This window comes from Agromyces mediolanus (assembly GCF_023715325.1).
GTDB classification, from domain to species: Bacteria; Actinomycetota; Actinomycetes; order Actinomycetales; family Microbacteriaceae; genus Agromyces; species Agromyces mediolanus_A.
Map to the genome: position 1 here is coordinate 49042 of NZ_JAMBNX010000003.1, position 22406 is coordinate 71447.

A 22406-nucleotide genomic window follows, 5' to 3' on the forward strand; every position below is an offset into this window, starting at 1 on the left:
CTGATGGGCTCGCGCTGATGGGCTGGAACAACCCGGAGATCCCATGGTCGGAACTCGAGCGCAAACTGTCCGACCGGCGCAGGCCGACGCCCTCGAAGCTCATCGCCGACGGCGGCGACGGCCCGGCCTTCAGCCGCAAACGGGCCCCGTACCGACCGAGCGAGGGACTCGCCGCCCCGAGCGGTCCGGTCGTGCCCTACGCCGAGCTGCACGTGCACTCCAATTACAGCTTCCTCGACGGGGCCTCCCAGCCCGAGCAGCTCGTCGAGGAGGCCAGGCGCCTCGGGCTCTCGGGACTCGCGATCACCGATCACGACGGCTTCTACGGCATCGTCCGCTTCGCCGAGGCCGCCGAGAGCTTCCCCGAGCTCCGCACCGTCTACGGGGCCGAGCTCTCACTGGGGCTCTCCGCGCCGCAGCTCGGTGCCGCCGACCCGGAAGGCGAGCACCTGCTCGTGCTCGCTCGGGGCGAAGCCGGGTACCACCGGCTCGCCGCGGCGATCACCGCAGCCCAGCTCGCCGGTGGCGAGAAGGGGCGTCCCGTCTACGAGCTCGAACGGCTGGCCGAGCAGGCGGGGGGCGACTGGGTCGTGCCGACCGGATGCCGCAAGGGCGCGGTTCGCCGGGCGCTCACCGTCGAGGGCGAAGCCGGAGCCCGACGCGAGCTCGACCGGCTGATCGCGCTGTTCGGGCGGGGGCAGGTGGTGGTCGAGCTCTTCGACCACGGCCACCCCGGCGACCAGCGCGCGAACGACCAGCTCGCCGCGCTCGCCGACCGGGCCGGGGTGCCCCTCCTCGCCACCAACGCCGTGCACTACGCGACGCCCGCCGAGCACCGCCTCGCGAACGCCCTGTCCGCGGTACGGGCCAGGCGCAGCCTCGACGAGCTCGACGGCTGGCTGCCGGCCTCGAACGAGCAGCACCTGCGCAGCGGTGCCGAGATGCTCGCCCGCTTCGCCCGCTACCCGGGGGCGGTCGAACGCTCCGTCGTGCTCGCCGAGGAGCTCGGTTTCACGCTTCGCAGTGCCCGACCCCGGCTGCCGAGGCAGGAGGTGCCGGAGGGGCACACCCCGATGAGCTGGCTGCGCGAGCTCGTCCGGCAGGGGGCGGAGGAGCTCTACCCCGGCGTGCCGGAGCACGTGCGGCGACGGCTCGATCACGAACTCGCGGTCATCGAGCAGAAGGACTTCCCCGGCTACTTCCTGATCGTGCACGATCTCGTCGCCGAGGCGCGCCGCCGAGGCATCCTCTGCCAGGGCCGCGGCTCCGCCGCGAACTCGGCCGTCTGCTACGCGCTGCGGATCACCGCCGTGGACTCGATCAAGTTCGATCTGCCGTTCGAGCGCTTCCTCTCCGCGCTGCGCGACGAGGAGCCCGACATCGACGTGGACTTCGACTCCGACCGGCGCGAGGAGATCATCCAGTACGTGTATGCGAAGTACGGCCGGCAGAACGCCGCCCAGGTCGCGAACGTGATCAGTTACCGGCCGAAGGTGGCCGTGCGCGACATGGCGAAGGCGCTCGGCTACAGCACCGGCCAGCAGGACGCCTGGTCGCGGCAGGTGGAGCGCTGGGGCGCCGTCGTCGAGACCGACGACCACGACATCCCCGGCCCCGTGGTGGAGCTCGCCGAACAGCTGCTCACCTTCCCGAGGCATCTCGGCATCCACTCCGGGGGCATGGTGCTCACCGACCGGCCCGTCGGCGAGGTCTGCCCGATCGAGCACGCCCGTATGCCGGGGCGAACGGTGCTGCAATGGGACAAGGACGACTGCGCCTGGATGGGGCTCGTGAAGTTCGACCTGCTCGGGCTCGGCATGCTCGCCGCCCTGCAGTACGCCTTCGACCTGATCGAGGCCCGCACCGGCGAGCACTGGGAGCTGCACTCCATCCCGAAGGAGGAGCCGGCCGTCTACGACATGCTCTGCCGCGCCGACTCGGTCGGCGTGTTCCAGGTGGAGAGCCGGGCGCAGATGGGCACCCTCCCCCGGCTGAAGCCTCGCTGCTTCTACGACCTCGTCGTCGAGATCGCGCTGATCCGGCCCGGCCCGGTGCAGGGCGGCGCGGTGCACCCCTACATCCGTCGGCGCACCGGAGAAGAGGAGGTGAGCTACCTGCACCCGAAGCTCGAGCCGGTGCTGAAGCGCACCCTCGGGGTGCCGCTCTTCCAGGAGCAGCTCATGCAGATGGCCGTCGCCGTCGGCGACTGCACGGCGGCCGACGCCGACCTGCTGCGCCGGGCGATGGGGTCGAAGCGGGGCGTGCAGAAGATCTCGGAGCTGAAGGAGAAGCTCTACGCGGGGATGGCCCGCAACGGGCTGTCCGCGGGCGACGCCGACGCGATCTACAACAAGATCGAGGCCTTCGCGAACTTCGGCTTCGCCGAGAGCCATGCCCTGGCGTTCGCGCTGCTCGTCTACGTGAGTTCCTGGCTGAAGCTGCACTATCCGGCGGCGTTCCTCGCGGCGCTGCTGCGGGCGCAGCCGATGGGCTTCTACTCACCGCACACGCTCACCGCCGACGCCAGGCGGCACGGAGTGCGCATGCTCCGGCCCGACATCCTCCGTTCCGAGGTGCACGCGGGACTCGAGCCGCTCGACCGGGCCGACACCCCCGGCCCGCTCGGCGATCCGGCGCGGCCGCCGAGCGGTCTCGAAGGATGCCTCGACGCGGAGCAGCCCGAGATCGGCGGCTTCGATCGGACGGCCCCGGATCGTTCGTCCGAGCACCGCCGCGACGGCGGCTTCGCGGTGCGCCTGGGCCTCGCCGACGTCGCCTCGATCGGCACGGCGGTGGCCGAGCGCATCGTCGCCGAACGGGAATCGGGCGGGCCCTACCGCGACATGCCCGACGTGGCGCGTCGGGCGGGGCTCGATACCGAGCAGCTCGAGGCCCTCGCCGCAGCCGGCGCCTTCGAGTCGCTGGGGCTGGCGCCGCGCGAGGCGCTCTGGCTCGCCGGTGAGGCCGCCCAGGACCGGGCGGAGTTCCTGCCCGGATCGGTCGTCGTCGTGCAGCCGCCGCTGCTGCCCATCCTGAGCGAGGCCGAGCAGGTGGTGTACGACCTCTGGGCGACCGGCATCTCGCCCGACGACCACCCGATCCGGCACGCCCGCGAGGAGCTCGATGCCCGGGGTGCGGTGCGCATCGACCGCCTGCAGGCCGTCGAGTCCGGGCGGCGCGTCGAGGTCGGCGGGGTCGTCACCCACCGGCAGCGTCCGGCGACCGCCTCGGGCATCACCTTCCTGAACCTGGAAGACGAGTCCGGCACCCTGAACGTGATCGCCGGGGTGGGCGTCTGGAACCGGTACCGCCGGGTCGCGAGAGAGGCGCCGGCGATGGTGGTCCGAGGCATCCTGGAGCGCTCGCCGGAGGGGGTGACGAACCTCGTGGTCGACCGGTTCGAGCGACTCACCGTCTCGGCGCCGCACCGCTCGCGGGACTTCCGCTGAGCGCTGCGATCCGGGTGCGGCAGCACGCCCGGTGCGAGCTGCGGGCGCCGCCGCCGTGTCTGCGCCCGCAGCCGCGTCGGGTCGGTTAGCCTCGATCGGTGCCCGCCACCCCGCCCTTCGACCACGACCCCCACGACCGCTACGGCAGCGACGTGCTCGCCGGCGATTGGAAGGCCAGGGGGCGCACGACGATCCCCGAGGTCGCCGCCGAACGAGAGCTCGTCGTCGAGCTTGCGGAGTCCGGATTCTGCGGCGCGATCCTCGGCGTCGAGCAGGGCAACGTGGTGCTCGAAGACCGCTTCGGCGGGCGCCGGCTGTTCCCGCTCGGGCACGGCTTCCTGATCGACGGCCGCGCGGTCAGGCTCGTCGCGCCGAAACCGAAGGCTCCTGCGGGGCGGCTGCGCACCGCGTCGGGCTCGTTCGTCGCCGACTCCGCGCCCGCGAAGGTGGCGCTGCCGAGCCGGATCTTCGTCGAGGGGCGCCACGACGCCGAGCTCGTGGAGAAGATCTGGGGTGCCGACCTCCGGGTCGAGGGCGTCGTCGTGGAGTACCTCGAGGGCGTCGACGTGCTCGCCGAGACGCTCGCCGACTTCCGGCCCGGCCCGAAGCGCAAGGTCGGCGTGCTCGTCGACCACCTCGTGCCCGGCTCCAAGGAGCAGCGGATCGCCGACGCGGTCGCCCGCGGGCCGCACGGCGCGCACGTGCTCGTCGTGGGCCATCCCTACATCGATATCTGGCAGGCGGTGAAGCCGCAGCGGCTCGGCGTCGAGGCGTGGCCGGTCATTCCCCGCGGTACCGAGTGGAAGCACGGCATCTGCGCCGCGTTCGGCTGGCCGCACGCCGAGCAGGCCGACATCGCGAGGGCTTGGCAGCACATCCTCGGCCGGGTGCGCGGCTACGGCGACCTGGAGCCGGCGCTCCTCGGCCGGGTGGAGGAGCTGATCGACTTCGTGACCACGCCCTGAACGCCGCCGGCCCGAGCGGGGGTCAGCGACGCCATCGCGTCAGACCGAGAAGCCGCCGTCGCTGTGGATCAGCTGCCCGGTGACCCAGCGGCCCTCGTCGGACGCCAGGAAGCGCACGAGCCGCGCCGCATCGTCCGGCGTGCCGAGGCGGCCGCTGGGTTGGGCGGCGGTGAGCGCGGTCCGCGTCTCGTCGTCCATCCAGCCGGTGTCGACGGGGCCGGGGTTCACGAGGTTGCAGCGGATGCCGAGGCTGCCGAGCTCGCGCGCCGCGGCGATCACGATGCGGTCGAGCGCGCCCTTGCTCGCCCCATATGGCAGATTCCCGACCGTGTGATCGCTCGTGAGGGCGACGACGCTGCCACCGCCGGCCGGGATCTGCGCGGCGAAGGCCCGGATCAGCAGCCAGGCGGCACGCGTGTTCACCGCGAAGTGCCGGTCGAAGCTCTCGATCGAGGTGTCGAGCAGTCCGGAGTCGACGCTGTAGGCGTGCGACAGCACGAGCGCCGAGACGGGACCGAGCTCCGCGTCGACCGCGGCGATGAGCTCCCCCGGCGCGTCCGGGTCGGCGAGGTCGGCGTCGATGCGGACGGTACGGGCGCCGTGGGCGAGGAGCTCGCGCTCGAGCACCGCCGGGTCGCGGTCGGGATCGCCCCCGTATGGCATCTCCCGATCGCGCTCGGCCGAGCTCGTCACGGCCAGATCCCACCCGGCTTCGGCGAGGGCGACCGCGATGGCGTGGGCGATGCCGTTGCGGCGGCCGGCTCCGGTGACGAGAGCGACGGGCATGCGGCCTCCTTCTCCGCGCGGGCGCTGCGCGGCTGGGTGGTCTCGTGACGCCCGGGCGGCGGCACGAGTCGCCACGCTAGCCGATCGTGGTGCCGAAGGCGAGGCCGAGCACGTACGTGACCGCTGCGGCGCCCAGGCCGATCGCGAGTTGGCGCAGCGCTCGCTTCATGGGCGACGCACCCGACAGCAGACCGACGGTCGCCCCAGTCGCGAGCAGCGCGATGCCGACCAGCGCGGTGGCGAGCAGCACCGCGGGCAGCCCGCTCATGCCGAAGAGGTACGGCAGCACCGGGATGAGCGCTCCGGAGGCGAAGAAGCAGAAGCTCGACAGCGCGGCCGAGAGTCCGGTGCCGATGGCTTCATCGTCATGCTCGGCGACGCCGAGCGCGTCGGTCGGGGCCGGGTGCTGCTCGACGGCGTGCACGCGCGCCACGACGAGGGCGGCGTGCTCCTCGGCCTCATCGGGTTCCATGCCGCGGGCCCGGTACACGAGGGCGAGCTCGTTCGCGTCGATGTCGAGGTCGGGCAGCGCTTCGCGGGCGCTGGGGTCGGGAGCGGATGCCTCCAGCAGTTCCCGTTGCGAGCGGACCGAGACGTACTCGCCCGCCCCCATCGAGAGTGCGCCGGCGAGCAGCCCGGCGATGCCGGTGAAGAGCACGACGGGAGCCGGGACTCCGGTGGCGCCGATGCCGAGCACGAGTGCGAGGTTGGAGACGAGTCCGTCGTTCGCCCCGAACACGGCCGCGCGGAAGGTGCCCGCGAGGCGGCGCCGGCCGCGTGAGGCGAGCCCGCGGACGACCTCGCCGTGGATCCGTTCGTCGGCGGCCATCGCCGCGGTCGCGTCGGGATCGCTCGCGTACGGTGAGCGGGCCTCTGCACGCTGCGCGAGCGCGAGCACGAAGATCGAGCCGAAGCGGCGGGCGAGTGCGCCGAGCAGGCGGGTGCGGATGTCGGCACGCGGCACGCTCCGTTCGTCGCCCCCGAGCAGGCGAAGCCAGTGCGCCTCGTGCCGGCCCTCCGCGGCGGCCAAGGCGAGCAGGATCTCCCGCTCCTCTCCCGTTCGGCGGGCGGCGAGCTCGCGGTAGACGGCGGCCTCGGCACGCTCGTCGGCGAGGTAGCGGCGCCACCTGGCTCGATCTGCTGCGGTGCCCTGCGGCGTGCTCATGCTGCTCCTTCTCGTGGGCGCGCGTCGAACGCGTCGGCCCGCGCCATCGCGTGGGCCGCGCTCGCGGCCTCCGTCAAGCTACCGGTGCGGCCGGTCGAATCGGTCCGAAACGGCGGGATTCGCAGCATTTCGGATTCCCGAACGTCCTTCGGGTCACCGAAGCTTCCTGGCGCCGAAGCTTCGGGGCGCGGCGGCACGGCCCCGCCCGTGCCCTGCGTCAGCCGACCAGGTGCTGCCAGCCGTCGCCTGCGGCGTACTCGAAGATGAGGTTCGTCTCGGTGTGGGCGACCGCAGGGTGTCCCGTGAGATGCGCGAGGACGAACTCCCGCAGCTCCTCGGCGTCGCGGGCGGCGACGTGCAGCAGGTAGTCCTCCGCCCCGGCCATGTGGAAGACGGCGAGGACGCCGGGCAGGTGCGGCACGGTCTGCCGGAAGGCGTCGATCTCGCTGCGGTCGTGCTTCACGAGGCGGACGGCGATGAGCGCCTGCAGGGAGACGCCGACGGCGGCGAGGTCGACGTCGACCCGGAAGCTGCGGATGATGCCGAGGCTCTGCAGGCGGCGGAGCCGGAGCGACACGGTGGACTCGGCGACGCCGACCTCCGCGGCCAGCGCGGCGCCGGACGCGCGCGCGTTCGACGACAGTGCGGCGATGAGGGCCCGATCGACCCGATCGAGTTCGGCTTTCTGCGCCATCGCACTCTCCTTCAGGAACTGGATCGATGAATCTGCGAGAAACTGTATCAGTACGCGGGAATCTTCGATCTATCTTGCCGAAATCTGCAGATCCTGCTTCATTGGCGGGATGCAGACCCCAACGTCACACTTCGAGACGCGCGCCGTCCACGCCGGTATGGGCGGAGTGCGCGAGCTCGGCTCCCATGTTCCTCCCATCGACCTGTCCACGACGAATCCGCTGCCCTCGGTCGAGCTCGGCGGGCGCTCCTACGAGGAGCTGGCGGGCGGGCAGGATCTCGGCGACGACCGATCCGCCGTGTACCAGCGGCTCTGGCAGCCCGGGGTGGCGCGCTTCGAGACCGCCCTCGCCGATCTCGAGGGCGCCGAGGGCGCCGTGGCGTTCGCGAGCGGCATGGCTGCGCTCTCGGCGCTGCTCATCGCGAGTGCGAGTGCCGGTCGTCCTCATGTCGTGGCGGTCCGGCCGCTCTACGGCGGCACCGATCACGTGCTCGACACCGGTCTGCTCGGCACCGAGGTGAGCTGGGCGGCCGCCGAGGGCGTCGCCGACGCGATCCGCGCCGATACCGGGCTCGTCATCGTCGAGTCGCCGGCGAACCCGACCCTCGAGCTGGTCGATCTCGCCGCCCTCGCCCGGGCAGCCGGCGAGGTGCCGCTCCTCGTGGACAACACGTTCGCGACGCCGGTGCTGCAGCGTCCGCTGGAACATGGCGCCGGCCTCGTGCTGCACAGCGCCACGAAGTACCTCGGCGGGCACGGCGACGTCATGGGCGGCATCGTGGCAGGCGACCGCAGCTGGGTCGAACGGCTCCGGCAGGTGCGTGCGCTCACGGGCGGACTGCTGCACCCGTTCGCCGCCTATCTCCTTCATCGCGGGCTCCGCACCCTGCCGGTGCGGGTGCGGGCGCAGCAGGCCAGCGCGGGCGAGCTCGCGCAGCGTCTCGCGGCGCACCCCGCCGTCGCCCGCGTGCACTATCCGGGGCTCGCCGGCCAGGATCCTCAGGGGCTCATCGGCCGACAGCAGGCCGGGGCGGGCTCGATCATCGCGCTCGACCTCAGGGGTGGCTACGACGCGGCGCAGCGTTTCGTCGAAGCGTGCGAGCTCGTCACGCACGCCGTGTCGCTCGGCGGTGTCGACTCGCTCGTGCAGCATCCGGCCTCGCTCACGCATCGGCCGGTTGCCGGCGAGGCGAAGCCGGCCGCGGGGGTGGTCCGTCTCTCGATCGGGCTCGAGCACGTCGACGACCTCGCCGACGATCTCCTGCAGGCGCTCGACGCGGCGACACTGGCCGAGGGCGACGATCGCGTCGAAGCCCTCGAAGCGGTCGAGCTCGCAACAGCCGCCGACCGAGCCGCAGACTGAGCCGCGGGCGTCAGCGCGCGCCGAGCCGCTTCCGCAGGAACTCGATGCGCGCCTGCAACTGCGTCACGGTCGCCTGCGCCACGGCGGGCCCGCCGCAGATGCGCCGCAGTTCGGAGTGCACCTGCGAGTGCGGCTCGCCGGTCTGCCGCGCCCAGAGCCCCACGAGGCTGTTGAGCAACGCTCGTTGCTCCTTCAAGGTGCGGTAGAGCGCCACGGGCTCGGCGTGCTGCTCGTCAGCGACCGTCTGCTTCCGGCGGTCGCCGGCCCGACGCGCCTGCCTGGCCTGCCGGTGCCGCAGGAGCTCGGACACCTGCTCGGGTTCGAGCAGGCCCGGGATGCCGATGAAGTCGAACTCCTCGTCGCTCCCGGGTTCGGCCAGCGTGCCGAACTCGGTGCCGTCGTAGACGACGCGGTCGAAGGTCGCGTCGGAGGCGATCGCTTGCCAGGTGAACTCGGCCGCGAGCTCGTCGGACGCCTTCTCCTCACGGTTCGCGGCCTCGAGCAGGCCGTCTTCGAGGCCGGGGTCGTCGCCCCCGTCGCCGTCGCGTCGATCGAGTGCGTGATCGCGCTGGCGCTCGAGTTCGCTCGCGAGCGCCATGAGCACCGGGACGTTCGGCAGGAACACCGAGGCCGTCTCGCCGCGGCGCCTCGCCCGCACGAACCGGCCGATGGCCTGCGCGAAGAAGAGCGGGGTCGAGGAGCTCGTCGCGTAGACGCCGACCGCCAGTCGCGGCACGTCGACCCCCTCGGACACCATGCGGACCGCGACCATCCACCGGCTGGTCGAGGCGGCGAACGCCTCGATGTTGGCCGAAGCCTCCTTGTCGTCGGAGAGCACGACGGTCACCCGCTCGCCGCAGATCTGCTCGAGCTGCTGCGCATAGGCGCGCGCCACGGTCTGGTCGGTCGCGAGCACCAGCCCGCCCGCGTCGGGGATCGACTGGCGCACCTCGCTCAATCGGCGGTCGGCAGCCTTCAGGACAGCCGGGATCCACTCGCCGCTGGGCTCGAGCGCGGTGCGCCAGGCGGCCGAGGTGATGTCCTTCGTGTTGTCCTCGCCGAGACGGGCCTCCATCTCGTCGCCGGCCTTCGTGCGCCAGCGCATGTGACCCGCATAGACCATGAAGATGACCGGCCGGACGACGCCGTCGGCGAGCGCCCGGTCGTAGCCGTAGGCGTAATCGGTCTTCGAGACGCGGACGCCCTTCGCGTCGGGAACGTACTCGACGAACGGGATCGGCGCGGTGTCGCTGCGGAACGGGGTGCCCGTGAGCGAGAGCCGCTTCGTCGCGGGCTCGAAGGCCTCACGGATGGCGTCGCCCCAGGAGAGGGTGTCGCCGCCGTGGTGCACCTCGTCGAGGATGATGAGGCTGCGGCCGGACAGGGTGAGCTCGCGATGCAGGGCGGGGCGCATCGCGACCTGCGCATAGGTCACCGCGACGCCGTGGTAGTGCCGGGCCGAGCGGCCGTGCGCGTTGCGGAAGCCCGGGTCGAGGCGGATGCCGACGCGGTCGGCGGCGTCGGCCCACTGCCGCTTCAGGTGGTCGGTGGGCGCGACGACGGTGATGCGGTCGACGATGCGGCGGGAGCGCAGCTCGGCGGCGAGCCGGAGCGCGAAGGTCGTCTTGCCGGCGCCCGGGGTCGCCGCCGCGAGGAAGTCGCGGGGTAGCTCGTCGAGGTAGTGGTCGAGGGCTTCGGCCTGCCAAGCGCGGAGCTTGGAGGCGGTGCCCCACGCGGCGCGCTCAGGATAGGACGGCGAGAGGTGCTCGGCGGCCGAAGTGCCCGGGTGGGCGCCGTTCGGAATCACTGAGCTCATGAGGATACGAGGCTACCCGAGGCATCCGACACGGGCGAAGCCGGATCGCCGACCGGGCGTGGCGCGCCGTCGGCCAGGCACACGCCGACGGACGGCTTGTGCAGAATGGAGGAATGCCAGTCGGAGCAACGTCCAACGAGTCCGCGGAGCCCGCGCCCCTCGAGCAGCGCCACCCCTGGTCGCGCTACGTCGCCCTCGGCGACTCCTTCACCGAGGGAATCGGCGACCCGGAGCCGACCGTCCCGGGCGGACACCGCGGCTGGGCCGATCGCGTCGCCGAGGTGCTCGCCCAGGGCGACGACGACTTCGCCTACGCGAACCTCGCCATCCGCGGCCGGCTCATCCAGCAGATCATCGACGAGCAGATCGAGCCCGCGCTCGCGCTCCGCCCCGACCTCATCACGATCTCCGCCGGGGGCAACGACGTCATCCGCCCGGGCACCGACCCCGACGAGATCTCGGCGCGCTTCGAGTACGCCGTCGAACGGCTCTCCCGCGACCGCGCCACGATCGTGCTGTTCACCGGCGTCGACGTCGGTTTCTCCCCCGTGTTCCGCGGCATCCGCGGCAAGGTCGCGATCTACAACGAGAACCTGCGCGCGATCGCGGCGAAGCACGACCTGCTCGTCGCCGACCAGTGGGCGCTCACCGAGATCCAGGACCAGCGCATGTGGGCGCCCGACCGGCTGCACCTGAACGCGCTTGGGCACCACACGGTCGCCCGCATGGTGCTCGCGACCCTGAACGTCGAGAACGATCTCCTGCCCTCGACGCCGGAACCGCTCCCGGCGCGCAGCTGGCGCCAGGCCCGGGTCGGCGATCTCGCCTGGGCGCGGGAGTACCTCGTGCCGTGGGTGGTGCGACGCATCCGTCACCAGTCCTCGGGCGACTTCGTCACGGCGAAGCGACCGGATGCCGGTCCGTACGCGGTGCCCGGCGGTCCCCTCGACGGCTGACGCCCGCCCGGCTCGGCTCAGCCGCGGCCGGCGCTCACGGGCGCGTCGAGCCCGCCGGGGTTGCCGAGCCGCCACCACGGACCGGGATCCTCGAGCGAACCGTCGAGCCGCAGCGGGACGACGACCGTGCGCGCGCCCGCGGTCACGGTGGCGTTGCCGACCTCGGCGCCGTCGTCCGCCGTGGTGATCGAGGCGGCGTCCACCGCGACGTCGACCGGGGTGTCGCTCCAGACGACCAGTCGGGCGGCCTCGCTCGCCTCGGCGGTGGCGGTCTGCCCCCACGGCGTGGCGTAGCTCGCGAGCTCGGCGCCCTCGTCGAACACCGTCACCTCGCGGAAGCCGGGCGCGACGCTGTCGAGGAGCGCGGCGACCGCTTCGCGCAGGCTCGCGTGGTCCGGCGCGCCGAGCAGCACGCCGACGATCGTGACCGACTCCTCGCCGACCTGGACGTCGGCGGAGAAGAGCAGGTTCGCGGCGTCGTCGGTGGTGCCCGTCTTGATGCCGTCGACGCCGTGCGTGCCGAGCAGCTTGTTCGAGTTCTCGATCTCGCCGAGGGCGGGCAGCTCGACGTCCTGCGTGGCGACGATCGATGCGACGACGGGATTCTCGAGCGCGAGCTCACCGAGTCGCACGAGTTCGGCGGGGGTGCTCGTGTTGTCCAGCGAGAGCCCGCTGGAGTCGGCGATGACCGTGTGTTGGAAGCCGTGGTCGGCGAGCCAGGTCCTGGCACGCTCGAGGAACGCCTCCTGCGAGCCGAACGCCCAGTTCGAGATCGAGATCGCGTAGTTGTTCCCCGACGGCAGGAGCATCGCCTCGAGGCTCTGCACGAGGGTCAGCGAGATGCCGGGTTCGACCGGGGCGACCGAACCGTTCTGGGCGATCATGTCCCAGTAGAGCTCGACGTCGGCCTCCGTGTAGGCGAGGTCGGGGCCGCCCTCCCCCGCCGCGACGGGGTGCTCGTCGAGCACGACGAGGGCGGTGATGATCTTCGTGATGCTCGCCGTCGGCAGGGAGGCCTCGGCGGAACCCGCCACGAGGAGGCCGTCGAAGCCCACCGCGCCGACGGCGTAGCCGCCGAAGCCCGGCAGTGCGAGCGGTTGCGGCGCCTGGGCCACGGGCTGCGGCGCGGTCACGACGGGCGCGGCGGCGGGGATCGCCGCACCGAGCGCACGCCCCACGTACACGCCGCCCGAGACGAGCAGCGCGAGCACGATCGCGAGGGCGCCGAACACCATGATCCGGCGTCGGCGGTACACGTTCGCCTTGGCGCGACGCTCGTCGGCGGGGTCGACGGGAACAGCGGCGGAGTCGCCGGCGGCGCGGCGCTGGCGCGCGCCGTCGGGCTCGGCCTCGCGGCCGGGGGCGTGGGTCGTCATCGACTGCGAGCCTAGCCGCCGGAACCGTGCTCGGGCTGGAGATCGGTCAGCGCGTACAGCACCACGGCCGCCGCAGCTGCGACGTTCAGCGAGTCCACCTCGTGGAGCATCGGAATGGTGACGATGCGATCGGCCGCGGCCAGAGCGCGCCGGCTGAGTCCGTCGCCCTCGGCTCCGAAGACGAGCGCGAGCCGTTCCGGCGGCGCCTTCGCGAGCGCGCGCAGGGAGACGGCGTCGTCGGCGAGGGCGAGCGCGGCGATCTCGAATCCGTGCTCGTGCAGGAGCGGGGCAGCGTCGTCCCAGTCCGGAAGGCGGGTCCACGGCACCTGGAACACGGTGCCCATGCTCACCCGCACGCTGCGGCGGTAGAGCGGGTCGGCGCAGCGCGGGCTCACGAGCACCGCGTCCGCGCCGAGGCCGGCGACGGAGCGGAAGATCGCCCCGACGTTCGTGTGGTCGACGATGTCCTCGAGCACGACGACGCGTCGCGCGTCGCGGAGCAGATCGGCCGGGGCCGGCAGCGCGGGCCGTTCGAATGCGGCGAGGGCGCCGCGGTGCACGCGGTAGCCCGTGATCTCCTCGAGCTGGGCGGCATCGGCGAGGTGCACCGGGACGTCGTAGCCGGCGAGCAGCGGCTCGAGTCCGGGCAGCCACTTCTCCTCCATCAGCACGGAACGAGGCCGGTGCCCGGCTGCGAGCGCGCGGGCGATCACCTTGGCGGACTCGGCCAGGTAGATGCCGCGCTCCGGTTCGGTCGCGCTGCGCAGCGCGACGTCCGTGAGGTTGGCGTAGTCGGCGACGGCGTCGGATGCCGCGTCGCGCACTCGTTCGACGTGCAATGGTCCTCCCGGCCCCCAAGCCTGCCATCCCAGGAAACAATCTGGAAAAGCGCGGTGTTTACCATCGTGGTACCCGTCTCGTGGGATTCGTCGATTGGAGCCGTGTGAGCACCAGCACTGCAGAGCCCGTTGTGGCCGGCCTGGACCAGGCGATCGAGGTGCTCGGCGCGGGCACGTTCGCGGTCCTCACCGGGGCCGGCGTCAGCACCGATTCGGGCATCCCCGACTATCGCGGCGAGGGTGCCCCGCGGCGCACGCCGATGACCTTCCAGACCTTCGTCGGCTCCGAGCCGGCGCGCAAGCGCTACTGGGCCGGGAGCCACCTCGGCTGGCGCTCCTTCGGATCGGCGCAGCCGAACGGCGGCCATCTCGCGCTCGCCCGGCTCGAGGCATCCGGTGCCGCGACCGGCGTGGTGACCCAGAACGTCGACGGCCTGCACCGGCGAGCCGGGAGCCGCCGCGTCGTGGAGCTCCACGGCGGCATGGACCGGGTCGTCTGCCTCGCCTGCGGCCAGCTCTTCGCGCGGGCGGCGATCGCCGATCGCCTGACGGAACTGAATCCCGGGCTCGAGTCCGAGCTCGAACGTTCCCTCCGCACGAACCCCGACGGTGACGTCGAGGTCGAGGACGTCGCCGGCATGCGCATCCCCGAGTGCTCCGTCTGCGGCGGCATGCTGAAGCCCGACGTCGTCTTCTTCGGCGAGTTCGTGCCGGTCGAGACCTTCCGCTCCGCAGCCGGCGTCGTCGAGGCGGCCGACTCCCTGCTCGTCGCCGGCAGCTCCCTGGTCGTGAACTCCGGTATCCGCCTCATCGAGCTCGCGCGACGCCGGCGGCTGCCGATCGTCGTCGTGAACCGCGGCGAGACGAAGGGCGACACCAGGGCCGCGGTGAAGCTCGACGCCGGCACCACCGAGACCCTGACCGCGATCGCGGAGGCGCTCGGTGCGTGAGTTCCCCGGCGCATCTGCGAGCATGGTCGGATGACCGAGCTCAGCAGGATGCCGCTTGCGCCCGTCACGATCGCGCTCGTGCGGCACGGTGAGACCGATTGGAACCGCGAGCGCCGCATCCAGGGCCTCACCGACATCCCGTTGAACGACACCGGCCGTCGGCAGGCCGCCGAGACGGCCGAGGCGCTCAGCGCAGACCGCTGGGACGCGATCTACGCGAGCCCGCTCTCGCGCGCCGCGGAGACGGCGTCGATCATGGCGGACCGGCTCGGGCTCTCCGCCCCGGTGCACGTTCCCGAGCTCGTGGAGCGTCGGCACGGCGCGCTCGAAGGCCTCGACGCTGACGGCCGCGCCGCACTCGAGGCCTCCGCCGCGACGATCGAGGGCCTGGAGACGCGCTCCGCGGTGATCGAGCGCAGCTCGGCGGCGCTCCTCGCGCTCGCGGAACGGCATCCGGGCGGGCGTGTGCTCGCGGTGGTGCACGGCGGCGTCATCCACTCGCTCATCCTGCATCTCAGCGATTGGAGCCTGCCCGCCCCCGGCTTCCGCATCGACAACGGCTCGGTGCACCTCGTGCGTGTCGTCGACGGCGCGCTCGAGCTCGTCGAGCCCGAGCGGCTCACCGGAACGGGCGACTGATCCGCCGGCACGCCGCTAGGCGCGGCGTCGACGCGTGCGGCGACCGCCCTGCTCGGCGACCGTCCGCTGCATGAGCTCGAGCAGTCGCTCCGCCGAGGCCGCCCAGGTGTAGCCGGCGGCCCGCTGCGCAGCGAGCTCGGAGCGGCGCTGCCACTCCTCGTCGGAGTCGAGTCGGCGCACCGCACGGACGAGGTCGTCGGGATCCGCGGGATCGAAGTATTCGGCGGCATCGCCGCCGATCTCCCGGAAGATCGGGATGTCGCTCACCACGATCGGCGTGCCGAGCCGCATCGCCTCCACGAGCGGGATTCCGAACCCCTCCGCGCGCGAGGCGTGCACGAGCGCGGTCGCGGACGAGAGCAGCTCCGCGTACTCCTCGTCGCTCGCCCCGTCGTGGAAGACGAGCCGCGCGTCGGGCGCGAGCCGGGTGAGCCGCCGGCGCTCCTCGTCGCCGATGCGGCTCATGAGGTGCAGCTCGTGGTCTGGAAGCTTCGCGGCTGCGCGCACGAGCGTGTCGACACCCTTGTACGGCATGAACGAGCCCATGTAGACGAGTCGACCCCTGGCCGGGCGCCGCCGTGGCAGCTCGGGCCGGCCGAGCTCGTCGGAGGCGTTCGGCACGACGGCGACCTCGCGCTTGGTGAGCCGGTGCTCGGCGATAAGACCGGCCGTGGTCTCGGAGACCGTGACGACCCGGTCGGCACGGTTCAGGAGCACGCGCTGCGGCCACCAGGCCAGGTGGTAGAGCCGCCAGAGCAGCCGCACCGGCCCCGGCAGGTTGCGCGGCGGTGTGCGGTTCTCGTAGTAGATGAGGTCGTGCAGGGTGAGCAGCAGCCGGTAGTCGCGGCCGAGGGAGCCCATCGTCTGCATCGGCGAGAAGACGAGGTCGGGCTTCAATCGCTTCACCTGGAGGGCGACGAACGGCTCGAGCGGGCTCGTCGGGCTGCTGACGAGCTGCCAGGGCAGATCGGGCAGCAGTTCGAGCTGGCGGTGGTCGTTGATCAGCATCGTGACGGGATGCCGCTTGCCGAGCTCGCCGACGAGGCCGGCCGTGAACCGGCTGATGCCGTCGTGCTGCCCGATTCTGGTGTACCTGCAGTCGAAGACGATCCTCACGCGGCCGCTCCGTGCGGCACGAACCCGAGGATGCGCCGGGCGGCGTCGCCCGGCGCCTCGTAGTGGATGAGATGCCCGACCTCGGGGATCACCTCGAGGCGTGCGTCCGGGAATCGTTCGACGAGCACGTGCTGCGCCGACAGCGGCGTGATGTCGTCGCGCTCGGCCGCCACAAGGAGGACCGGCAGGTCGATCCGCGGGGCGAACTCGCGCACGTCGTGGCTGACGGAGGCGCGGAAGGCCTCCAGCAGGCTGTCACGGTCGCTGAACACCGAGAAGTACCGGTCGTGCTGATCGTGGATGAAGCGGCGCAACTCGCGCGAGCGCGTCTTCGCCATGGTGACGCTCATCACCCGCACGATCGCGCGATTCTTCAGCACCGCGAAGCCGGCCCGTTCGGGCAGCGCGGCCGCGGCGCGGTAGTAGGCCACCGCCAGCCGCGTCATGATGCCGCGGGGACCCTCGAGTGCGGGGGCGCCGATCGGGTTGACGAGCACCAAGCGATCGGGGCGGAGCCCGCCCGCCACGGCCGCCGACGCCACGATCGAGCCGAAGGAGTGCCCGAGCAGCGTGTAGGCACCGTCGAGCTCCAGCGAGGCGACGAAGGCGTCGAGCCACGCGGCGTAGCCCGCGATGTCGTGCGGGCCGTCGAGTGGTGCGGACTCGCCGAAGCCGGGAAGGTCGGGCGAGATGATGCGGAATCCGGGAAGGTTCGCGACGATCGGTTCGAGTCCGTGGTGGTCGCCGCGGAAACCGTGCACGAGCACGATCGCCGGGGCGCCCGGCTCCCCGTACTCCCACCACGCCGTCGTCGACCCGAGCACCGTGCTGCGGTGTTCGCGCACGGGAATGCGGTCGAGCTGGGCGGCGTAGGGCGAGGGGGTCATCCGCTCCAGTCTACGGCGCGGCAGCCTGGAGCTGTCGGACGCCGCACGTAGGGTGACGGCATGATCGATGCCACCGCCGACTGGGCCGACACCCTCGCCGTCTTCGACCTCGAGACCACGGGCATCGACATCGACACCTGTCGCATCGTCACCGCCTACGTCGGCGTGCTCGATCGCGACGGACGCGTCGTCGAGCAGCGCAGCTGGCTCGCCGATCCCGGGGTCGAGATCCCGACCGCGGCGAGCCTCATCCACGGCGTGTCGACCGAGCGTGCGCGCGCCGAGGGGATGCCGGCGGCCCGCGCGGTGACCGAGATCATCGCCGCGCTCGCCGATGCGGCGGGCCGGGGCCTGCCGATCGTCGCCTACAACGCCGCGTACGACCTCTCGGTGTTGTCGCGCGAGGCCGAGCGCTACGGGGTCACTCCCCTGCCGGGCCCCGGCCCCGTGGTCGACCCGCTCGTCATCGACAAGGCCGTCGACCGCTACCGCCGCGGCAAGCGCACGCTCACCGCCGCCGCAGCGCACTACGGCGTCGAGCTCGTCGACGCGCACGACGCGGGCGCCGATGCCACGGCGGCCGGTCGGGTCGCGCAGGCCATCGCCCGCGCGTACCCCGAGGTCGCACTGCTCGCCGCAGCCGAGCTGCACGAGCGGCAGGTCGAGTGGGCGCGCCTGCAGGCCGAGAGCTACCAGGACTGGCGTCGGCGCAACGGCGAGCCCCAGTTCGTCGCCGTGGGCGCCTGGCCGCTGCGCTGATCCGCGCCGGCCGGGTGCGCGCCGAGCTCGGGGGTCGGCCTCGGGACCGAGTTCGGCCACGGGGCATCCCGTCCGTGGAAACACGGGGCATCCCGTCGGTGGAAACACGAACGGGCGGACGACCCGAAGGTCGCCCGCCCGTGTCGCGGTGGTCTTACTTGGAGCCGCCGAAGCCCTTGAAGCGCTGGTTGAACTTCTCGACACGGCCGGCCGAGTCCATGATGCGCTGCTTGCCCGTGTAGAAGGGGTGCGACTCGCTCGAGATCTCGACGTCGATCACCGGGTAGGTGGCACCGTCGAGCTCGATCGTCTTGTCGCTCGTCGCGGTCGAACGCGTGAGGAACGTGGCGCCCGACGCCAGGTCGCGGAAGACGATGGCGTTGTACTCGGGGTGGATGTCGGTCTTCATGAAGACTTCCTTGATCAGTAATCGAGATGGATGGGGATTCCGCCGCCGTGGCCGACCGCCCGGTTGGCGCAGTACGGCGGCAGGGAAGCTCAGTGGCCCGCGGGCCAGCTCACGAGTTTAGCAGACGCAGCGGGATGCTGCCCTCAGGCGGTGGCACGCGCGGCGAAGCGGCCGTCGTTCTCGCTGAGCTCGATCGGCAGGCCGAAGGTCTCGCTCAGCGTTTCGGCGGTCAGCGCCTCCGCGAAGGGGCCGGACGCCACGACCTCGCCCTGCTTGAGCAGCAGCGCGTGCGTGAAGCCCTGCGGGATCTCCTCGACGTGGTGGGTGACCATCACGATGGCCGGCGAGGCCGTCGAGGAGGCGTACCCGCCGAGCAGCCCGACGAGTTCCTCGCGTGCGCCGAGGTCGAGGCTCGCGGCGGGCTCGTCGAGCAGGAGCAGCTCGGGGTCGGTCATGACCGCACGGGCGATCTGCACGCGCTTCTGCTCGCCGTCGGAGAGGCTGCCGAAACGGCGGTCGGCGAAGCGCTCGAGGCCCCATTCGGAGAGCACCCGCTGCGCGCGGCGGAGGTCGATCTCCTCGTACTCCTCGTTCCAGCGGCCGGCGACCGAATAGGCGGCGGTGAGCACGACGTCGAGGACGGTCTCGGATTTCGGCAGCTTGCGGGCCATCGCCGAGGAGGCGAAGCCGATCATCGGCCGGAGCTCGAAGACGTCGACCTTGCCGAGCGACTCGAGCAGCACCTCGGCCTCGCCGGAGCTCGGGTGCATGGCCGCGGCGGCGATCTGCAGCAGCGTGGTCTTGCCGGCGCCGTTCGGGCCGAGCACCACCCAACGCTCGTCTGCCCTGACCGTCCAGTCGATCCCGTCGAGGATGGTGTTCCCATCGCGGACCACCGACACATCGCTGAACTTCAGAACCGTGCTCGCCATGCGATCCATGCTATCGGCAGCCGGGGGCCCCGATGGCCCACCCGCATCGGCCCTTCATCGGGCGAGTGCAGCCCGGTAGACCTCGCGGGTTCGCTCGGCGATGGCGGTCCAGCCGAAGTGCGCTTCGGCCCGCGCTCGGCCGGCCGCCCCGAGCCGTCGCGCCGCATCGGGGTCGTCGAGCACCCGTTCGAGCGCTGCGGCGAGATCGGCGACGTACCGCTCCGGGTCGAGCGGCGTACCGGTGCCATCTTCGGCCTGTTCGATGGGTACGAGAACGCCGGTGACGCCGTCCTCGACGACCTCGGGGATGCCGCCGGTCGCCGTGCCGACGACGGCAGCGCCGCACGCCATCGCCTCGAGGTTGACGATGCCGAGGGGCTCGTAGATCGACGGGCACACGAACGCGGTCGCCGAGGTGAGGAGGGCGGTGAGCTCTGCCCGCGGCAGGTGGCGGTCGATCCAGACGACGCCGTCCCGCTCGCGCCGGAGCTCGTCCACGAGCCCGGTGACCTCGGCCATGATCTCGGGGGTGTCGGGGGCGCCGGCGCAGAGCACCAGCTGGGCGTCGGACGGCAGGTGGCGCGCGGCGCGGAGGAGGTATGGCAGCCCCTTCTGCCGGGTGATCCGACCGACGAACACGACCGAGGGGCGATCAGGATCGACGCCGAGCGACCGGACGAGCGCGCGGTCGTCGTTCGGCGCCCAGTCGACGAGGTCGATGCCGTTGTAGACGACTTCGACGCGGGCCGGGTCGATCTCCGGGTAGGCGCGCAGGATGTCGCGACGCATCCCCTCGCTCACCGCGATCACGGCGTCGGCGTCCTCGAACGCGGTGCGCTCGACCCAGGACGACAGGGCGTATCCCCCGCCGAGCTGCTCGGCCTTCCATGGCCGCAGGGGCTCGAGGCTGTGCGCGGTCACCACGTGCGGCACGCCGTGCAACCGCTTCGCGGTGAAGCCGGCGAAGTTCGCGTACCAGGTGTGCGAGTGCACGAGGTCGGCGCCGGCGACGTCGGCCGCCATCAGCAGGTCGACGCCCATCGTGCCGAGCGCGGCGTTCCGGCCGTCGAACTCGACCGGCGGCGCGTATGCGAAGGTGCCCGCCTCGTCGCGGGCGGCGCCGAAGCAGCGGACCCGGACGTCGAGGTCGCGGCGGAGCGCGCGCACGAGCTCGGCGACGTGCACGCCGGCGCCTCCGTAGACCTCCGGCGGGTACTCCCTGGTGAGCAGATCGACCAGCATGCGGCCACGCTAGCGCAGCGTGACCGGGCCGCGCTGGACTCGGATCGACTCGGAGGGGACGAATCCGGCCGGCGCTGGCTACGCTGGGGACCATGGTTGCGCGCAAGGTCTTCGCGATCGTCCTCGCCGGTGGCGAGGGCAAGCGATTGATGCCCCTGACCGAGGACCGCGCGAAGCCGGCCGTGCCGTTCGGCGGGCAGTACCGGCTCATCGACTTCGCGCTCTCGAACCTGTTGAACTCGGGTCTGCGGCAGATCGTGGTGCTCACCCAGTACAAGTCGCACAGCCTCGACCGGCACGTCTCGCAGACCTGGCGCCTGAGCGGCCTGCTGAACTCCTACGTCGCGTCGGTGCCGGCGCAGCAGCGGCTCGGCAAGCGCTGGTTCTCGGGTTCCGCCGACGCCATCCTGCAGAGCCTGAACCTGATCCACGACGAACGGCCCGACCTCATCGTCGTCGTCGGTGCCGATCACGTGTACCGCATGGACTTCGCGCAGATGGTGGACGCCCACGTCGAGTCGGGCGCCGCCGCCACGGTCGCCGCCATCCGCCAGCCGATCTCGCTCGCCGACCAGTTCGGGGTGATCGAGGTCGACCCGGAGCATCCCGATCGCATCTCCCGGTTCCTCGAGAAGCCGACCCACCCCGTCGGGCTGCCCGACGCGCCCGGCTCGGTGCTCGCCTCCATGGGCAATTACGTCTTCGACGCCGACGCGCTGATCGAGGCCGTCAAGCGCGATGGCGATCGTGCGGATTCCGGCCACGACATGGGCGGCGACATCATCCCGGCCTTCGTCGACGAGGGGCGCGCGGGCGTCTACGATCTCCAGCGCAACGACGTACCCGGGGCCACCGACCGCGACCGCTACTACTGGCGCGACGTCGGAACGATCGACTCGTACTTCGAGGCGCACCAAGACCTCATCTCCGTGCTGCCCGTCTTCAACCTCTACAACCGGGAGTGGCCGATCTTCAGCCAGCAGCTCAACTCGCCTCCGGCGAAGTTCACGAGGGACGCCCGCGGCGCCCTCGGCACCGTCATCGACTCGATCGTCTCGCTCGGTTCGGTGATCTCGGGCGCGCATCTGGAGCGCAGCGTGATCGGGCCGTGGGCCATGGTCGGCTCCGGCGCGCACGTGGCGGACTCGATCCTCTTCGACCGGGCTCGCATCGAGGGCGGGGCCACCGTGCGCCGCGCCATCCTCGACAAGGAGGTCGTCGTCGAAGAAGGCGCGCAGGTCGGCATCGACCGGCAGCAGGACCTCGCGCGCGGCTTCATCGTCACGGAGAGTGGCATCACCGTCGTGGGCAAGGGCTCGCGCATCCGGGCTCGCGCGTGAGCGCCGCTGCGCCCGCCGCCGTGGGCGGCCCGCTCATCGTGCTCGATGCGGACTCGACGCTCATCCGCGAGGAGGCGATCGAACTGCTCGCCGAGGAGGCGGGAACGCTCGCGCACGTCGCAGCCGTCACCGAGCGCGCGATGCGCGGTGAACTGGACTTCGCGGAGAGCCTCCGCGAACGGGTGGCGACGCTCGCCGGGCTGGATGCTTCGATCCTCCCCCGAGTGCGCGAACGGATGACCCCGACTCCCGGGCTCGATCGACTGATCGCGGGGGTGCACGCCGCCGGCGGGCGCATCGGCGTCGTGTCCGGCGGCTTCCACGAACTCCTCGACCCACTCGCGAAACGGCTCGGGCTCGATCATTGCCGGGCGAACCGGCTGGAGATCGATGGCGGATGGTTCACCGGGCGTGTGCTCGGCCCGATCATCGACGCGGAGGCGAAAGCCGTGGCGCTGTCCGAATGGGCGGCGGCCGGGGGCATTCCGCTGGCGCGAACCATTGCGGCCGGTGACGGCGCGAACGATCTACGCATGCTCGAGGCCGCTGCGCTCGGGGTCGCGTTCTGTGCGAAGCCCGTCGTGCGGAGCCGTGCCGATGTCGTCATCGACCGGCCTGACCTGTCGCAGCTCCTCCCGCTCGCCGGGCTCACGGCCACGGGGTAGGTCCGGCTCCCTCCGGCGTAGCCCGGCCTGCCAGCGCCGGGAGCGGTGGGTCGGAGTA

The 22406-nt window shown here is 72.1% G+C and carries 20 protein-coding genes; 9 read left to right on the forward strand and 11 right to left on the reverse strand.

Annotated features, from left to right (window positions below; translation table 11 throughout):
* Nucleotides 1-17 precede the first annotated feature (17 nt).
* Both M3147_RS06455 and M3147_RS06460 read left to right on the forward strand, forming a co-directional pair.
* On the forward strand, nucleotides 18-3449 hold the full coding sequence (locus M3147_RS06455; protein ID WP_251202657.1) for an error-prone DNA polymerase: 3432 nt from the start codon (nucleotides 18-20) through the stop codon (nucleotides 3447-3449).
* A gap of 98 nt (nucleotides 3450-3547) precedes the next feature.
* The gene (locus M3147_RS06460) at nucleotides 3548-4414 is read left to right on the forward strand and encodes a DUF3097 domain-containing protein (protein ID WP_251202658.1); all 867 of its coding nucleotides are present in this window, start codon (nucleotides 3548-3550) and stop codon (nucleotides 4412-4414) included.
* 39 nt (nucleotides 4415-4453) lie between these two features.
* Here the strand turns inward: M3147_RS06460 and M3147_RS06465 are convergent, their stop codons facing one another.
* The 3 genes from M3147_RS06465 to M3147_RS06475 form a co-directional block, all read right to left on the reverse strand.
* Nucleotides 4454-5200: an SDR family oxidoreductase gene (locus M3147_RS06465; protein ID WP_251202659.1), complete on the reverse strand. Its 747-nt coding sequence runs from the start codon at nucleotides 5198-5200 to the stop codon at nucleotides 4454-4456.
* Nucleotides 5201-5276: 76 nt separating this feature from the next.
* Nucleotides 5277-6365, reverse strand: coding sequence for a VIT1/CCC1 transporter family protein (locus M3147_RS06470; protein ID WP_251202660.1), 1089 nt, complete (start codon nucleotides 6363-6365; stop codon nucleotides 5277-5279).
* A gap of 217 nt (nucleotides 6366-6582) precedes the next feature.
* Nucleotides 6583-7059 (reverse strand): Lrp/AsnC family transcriptional regulator, encoded by a 477-nt coding sequence (locus M3147_RS06475; protein ID WP_251202661.1) that lies wholly within the window; start codon nucleotides 7057-7059, stop codon nucleotides 6583-6585.
* Between the two features lie 109 nt (nucleotides 7060-7168).
* On the opposite strand from M3147_RS06475, the gene M3147_RS06480 reads away from it, so the two are divergent.
* Nucleotides 7169-8422: a trans-sulfuration enzyme family protein gene (locus M3147_RS06480; RefSeq protein WP_251202662.1), complete on the forward strand. Its 1254-nt coding sequence runs from the start codon at nucleotides 7169-7171 to the stop codon at nucleotides 8420-8422.
* A gap of 10 nt (nucleotides 8423-8432) precedes the next feature.
* Here the strand turns inward: M3147_RS06480 and M3147_RS06485 are convergent, their stop codons facing one another.
* Nucleotides 8433-10238 carry a DEAD/DEAH box helicase gene (locus tag M3147_RS06485; protein WP_251202663.1) on the reverse strand — a complete coding sequence of 602 codons (1806 nt, stop codon included), beginning with the start codon at nucleotides 10236-10238 and terminating at the stop codon, nucleotides 8433-8435.
* Between the two features lie 113 nt (nucleotides 10239-10351).
* On the opposite strand from M3147_RS06485, the gene M3147_RS06490 reads away from it, so the two are divergent.
* Entirely contained in the window at nucleotides 10352-11194 is an 843-nt protein-coding gene (locus tag M3147_RS06490) for an SGNH/GDSL hydrolase family protein (RefSeq protein WP_251202664.1), read from the forward strand.
* Nucleotides 11195-11211: 17 nt separating this feature from the next.
* On the opposite strand, the gene M3147_RS06495 is transcribed toward M3147_RS06490, so the two are convergent.
* Nucleotides 11212-12570: a D-alanyl-D-alanine carboxypeptidase family protein gene (locus tag M3147_RS06495; RefSeq protein ID WP_251202665.1), complete on the reverse strand. Its 1359-nt coding sequence runs from the start codon at nucleotides 12568-12570 to the stop codon at nucleotides 11212-11214.
* 11 nt (nucleotides 12571-12581) lie between these two features.
* Nucleotides 12582-13409, reverse strand: a complete 828-nt coding sequence (locus tag M3147_RS06500; RefSeq protein WP_251202666.1) for a TrmH family RNA methyltransferase — start codon at nucleotides 13407-13409, stop codon at nucleotides 12582-12584.
* A 104-nt stretch (nucleotides 13410-13513) separates the two neighbouring features.
* Between M3147_RS06500 and M3147_RS06505 the strand changes: the two genes are divergently transcribed.
* Both M3147_RS06505 and M3147_RS06510 read left to right on the forward strand, forming a co-directional pair.
* Nucleotides 13514-14359 carry a Sir2 family NAD-dependent protein deacetylase gene (locus tag M3147_RS06505; RefSeq protein WP_251202667.1) on the forward strand — a complete coding sequence of 282 codons (846 nt, stop codon included), beginning with the start codon at nucleotides 13514-13516 and terminating at the stop codon, nucleotides 14357-14359.
* Nucleotides 14360-14389: 30 nt separating this feature from the next.
* Nucleotides 14390-14998 carry a histidine phosphatase family protein gene (locus M3147_RS06510; protein WP_251202668.1) on the forward strand — a complete coding sequence of 203 codons (609 nt, stop codon included), beginning with the start codon at nucleotides 14390-14392 and terminating at the stop codon, nucleotides 14996-14998.
* A 15-nt stretch (nucleotides 14999-15013) separates the two neighbouring features.
* On the opposite strand, the gene M3147_RS06515 is transcribed toward M3147_RS06510, so the two are convergent.
* Together M3147_RS06515 and M3147_RS06520 are read right to left on the reverse strand one after the other, a co-directional pair.
* Entirely contained in the window at nucleotides 15014-16114 is a 1101-nt protein-coding gene (locus M3147_RS06515) for a glycosyltransferase family 4 protein (RefSeq protein WP_251202669.1), read from the reverse strand.
* Complete coding sequence (locus M3147_RS06520; RefSeq protein ID WP_251202670.1) at nucleotides 16111-17001, reverse strand: alpha/beta fold hydrolase; 891 nt, start codon at nucleotides 16999-17001, stop codon at nucleotides 16111-16113. Before M3147_RS06520 ends, M3147_RS06515 begins: the two co-directional genes overlap by 4 nt.
* A 60-nt stretch (nucleotides 17002-17061) precedes the next feature.
* On the opposite strand from M3147_RS06520, the gene M3147_RS06525 reads away from it, so the two are divergent.
* Nucleotides 17062-17760, forward strand: a complete 699-nt coding sequence (locus tag M3147_RS06525) for an exonuclease domain-containing protein (RefSeq protein ID WP_251202671.1) — start codon at nucleotides 17062-17064, stop codon at nucleotides 17758-17760.
* Between the two features lie 154 nt (nucleotides 17761-17914).
* Here M3147_RS06525 and M3147_RS06530 read toward each other — a convergent pair whose 3' ends face one another.
* From M3147_RS06530 to glgA, 3 genes are all read right to left on the reverse strand, one after another.
* The gene (locus M3147_RS06530; protein WP_243568340.1) at nucleotides 17915-18169 is read right to left on the reverse strand and encodes a type B 50S ribosomal protein L31; all 255 of its coding nucleotides are present in this window, start codon (nucleotides 18167-18169) and stop codon (nucleotides 17915-17917) included.
* A gap of 143 nt (nucleotides 18170-18312) precedes the next feature.
* Nucleotides 18313-19101 carry an ABC transporter ATP-binding protein gene (locus tag M3147_RS06535; protein ID WP_251202672.1) on the reverse strand — a complete coding sequence of 263 codons (789 nt, stop codon included), beginning with the start codon at nucleotides 19099-19101 and terminating at the stop codon, nucleotides 18313-18315.
* 54 nt (nucleotides 19102-19155) lie between these two features.
* Nucleotides 19156-20343 carry a glycogen synthase gene (gene glgA, locus M3147_RS06540; RefSeq protein ID WP_251202673.1) on the reverse strand — a complete coding sequence of 396 codons (1188 nt, stop codon included), beginning with the start codon at nucleotides 20341-20343 and terminating at the stop codon, nucleotides 19156-19158.
* A gap of 92 nt (nucleotides 20344-20435) precedes the next feature.
* Between glgA and M3147_RS06545 the strand changes: the two genes are divergently transcribed.
* Both M3147_RS06545 and serB read left to right on the forward strand, forming a co-directional pair.
* The gene (locus M3147_RS06545; protein WP_251202674.1) at nucleotides 20436-21683 is read left to right on the forward strand and encodes a glucose-1-phosphate adenylyltransferase; all 1248 of its coding nucleotides are present in this window, start codon (nucleotides 20436-20438) and stop codon (nucleotides 21681-21683) included.
* A complete protein-coding gene (serB, locus tag M3147_RS06550; protein ID WP_251202675.1) occupies nucleotides 21680-22348 on the forward strand; it encodes a phosphoserine phosphatase SerB in 669 nt (222 codons plus the stop codon). The genes M3147_RS06545 and serB overlap by 4 nt, the downstream gene beginning before the upstream one ends.
* Nucleotides 22349-22406 lie beyond the last annotated feature (58 nt).

Bases quoted from the DNA above. Each gene is read 5' to 3' on its own strand.
- M3147_RS06455 (WP_251202657.1), top strand. From the start codon at position 18: ATGGGCTGGAACAACCCGGAGATCCCATGGTCGGAACTCGAGCGCAAA.
- M3147_RS06465 (WP_251202659.1), bottom strand. From the start codon at position 5,200: ATGCCCGTCGCTCTCGTCACCGGAGCCGGCCGCCGCAACGGCATCGCC.
- M3147_RS06470 (WP_251202660.1), bottom strand. From the start codon at position 6,365: ATGAGCACGCCGCAGGGCACCGCAGCAGATCGAGCCAGGTGGCGCCGC.
- M3147_RS06475 (WP_251202661.1), bottom strand. From the start codon at position 7,059: ATGGCGCAGAAAGCCGAACTCGATCGGGTCGATCGGGCCCTCATCGCC.
- M3147_RS06480 (WP_251202662.1), top strand. From the start codon at position 7,169: ATGCAGACCCCAACGTCACACTTCGAGACGCGCGCCGTCCACGCCGGT.
- M3147_RS06485 (WP_251202663.1), bottom strand. From the start codon at position 10,238: ATGAGCTCAGTGATTCCGAACGGCGCCCACCCGGGCACTTCGGCCGCC.
- M3147_RS06490 (WP_251202664.1), top strand. From the start codon at position 10,352: ATGCCAGTCGGAGCAACGTCCAACGAGTCCGCGGAGCCCGCGCCCCTC.
- M3147_RS06495 (WP_251202665.1), bottom strand. From the start codon at position 12,570: ATGACGACCCACGCCCCCGGCCGCGAGGCCGAGCCCGACGGCGCGCGC.
- M3147_RS06510 (WP_251202668.1), top strand. From the start codon at position 14,390: ATGACCGAGCTCAGCAGGATGCCGCTTGCGCCCGTCACGATCGCGCTC.
- M3147_RS06520 (WP_251202670.1), bottom strand. From the start codon at position 17,001: ATGACCCCCTCGCCCTACGCCGCCCAGCTCGACCGCATTCCCGTGCGC.
- M3147_RS06525 (WP_251202671.1), top strand. From the start codon at position 17,062: ATGATCGATGCCACCGCCGACTGGGCCGACACCCTCGCCGTCTTCGAC.
- M3147_RS06530 (WP_243568340.1), bottom strand. From the start codon at position 18,169: ATGAAGACCGACATCCACCCCGAGTACAACGCCATCGTCTTCCGCGAC.
- M3147_RS06535 (WP_251202672.1), bottom strand. From the start codon at position 19,101: ATGGCGAGCACGGTTCTGAAGTTCAGCGATGTGTCGGTGGTCCGCGAT.
- glgA (WP_251202673.1), bottom strand. From the start codon at position 20,343: ATGCTGGTCGATCTGCTCACCAGGGAGTACCCGCCGGAGGTCTACGGA.
- M3147_RS06545 (WP_251202674.1), top strand. From the start codon at position 20,436: ATGGTTGCGCGCAAGGTCTTCGCGATCGTCCTCGCCGGTGGCGAGGGC.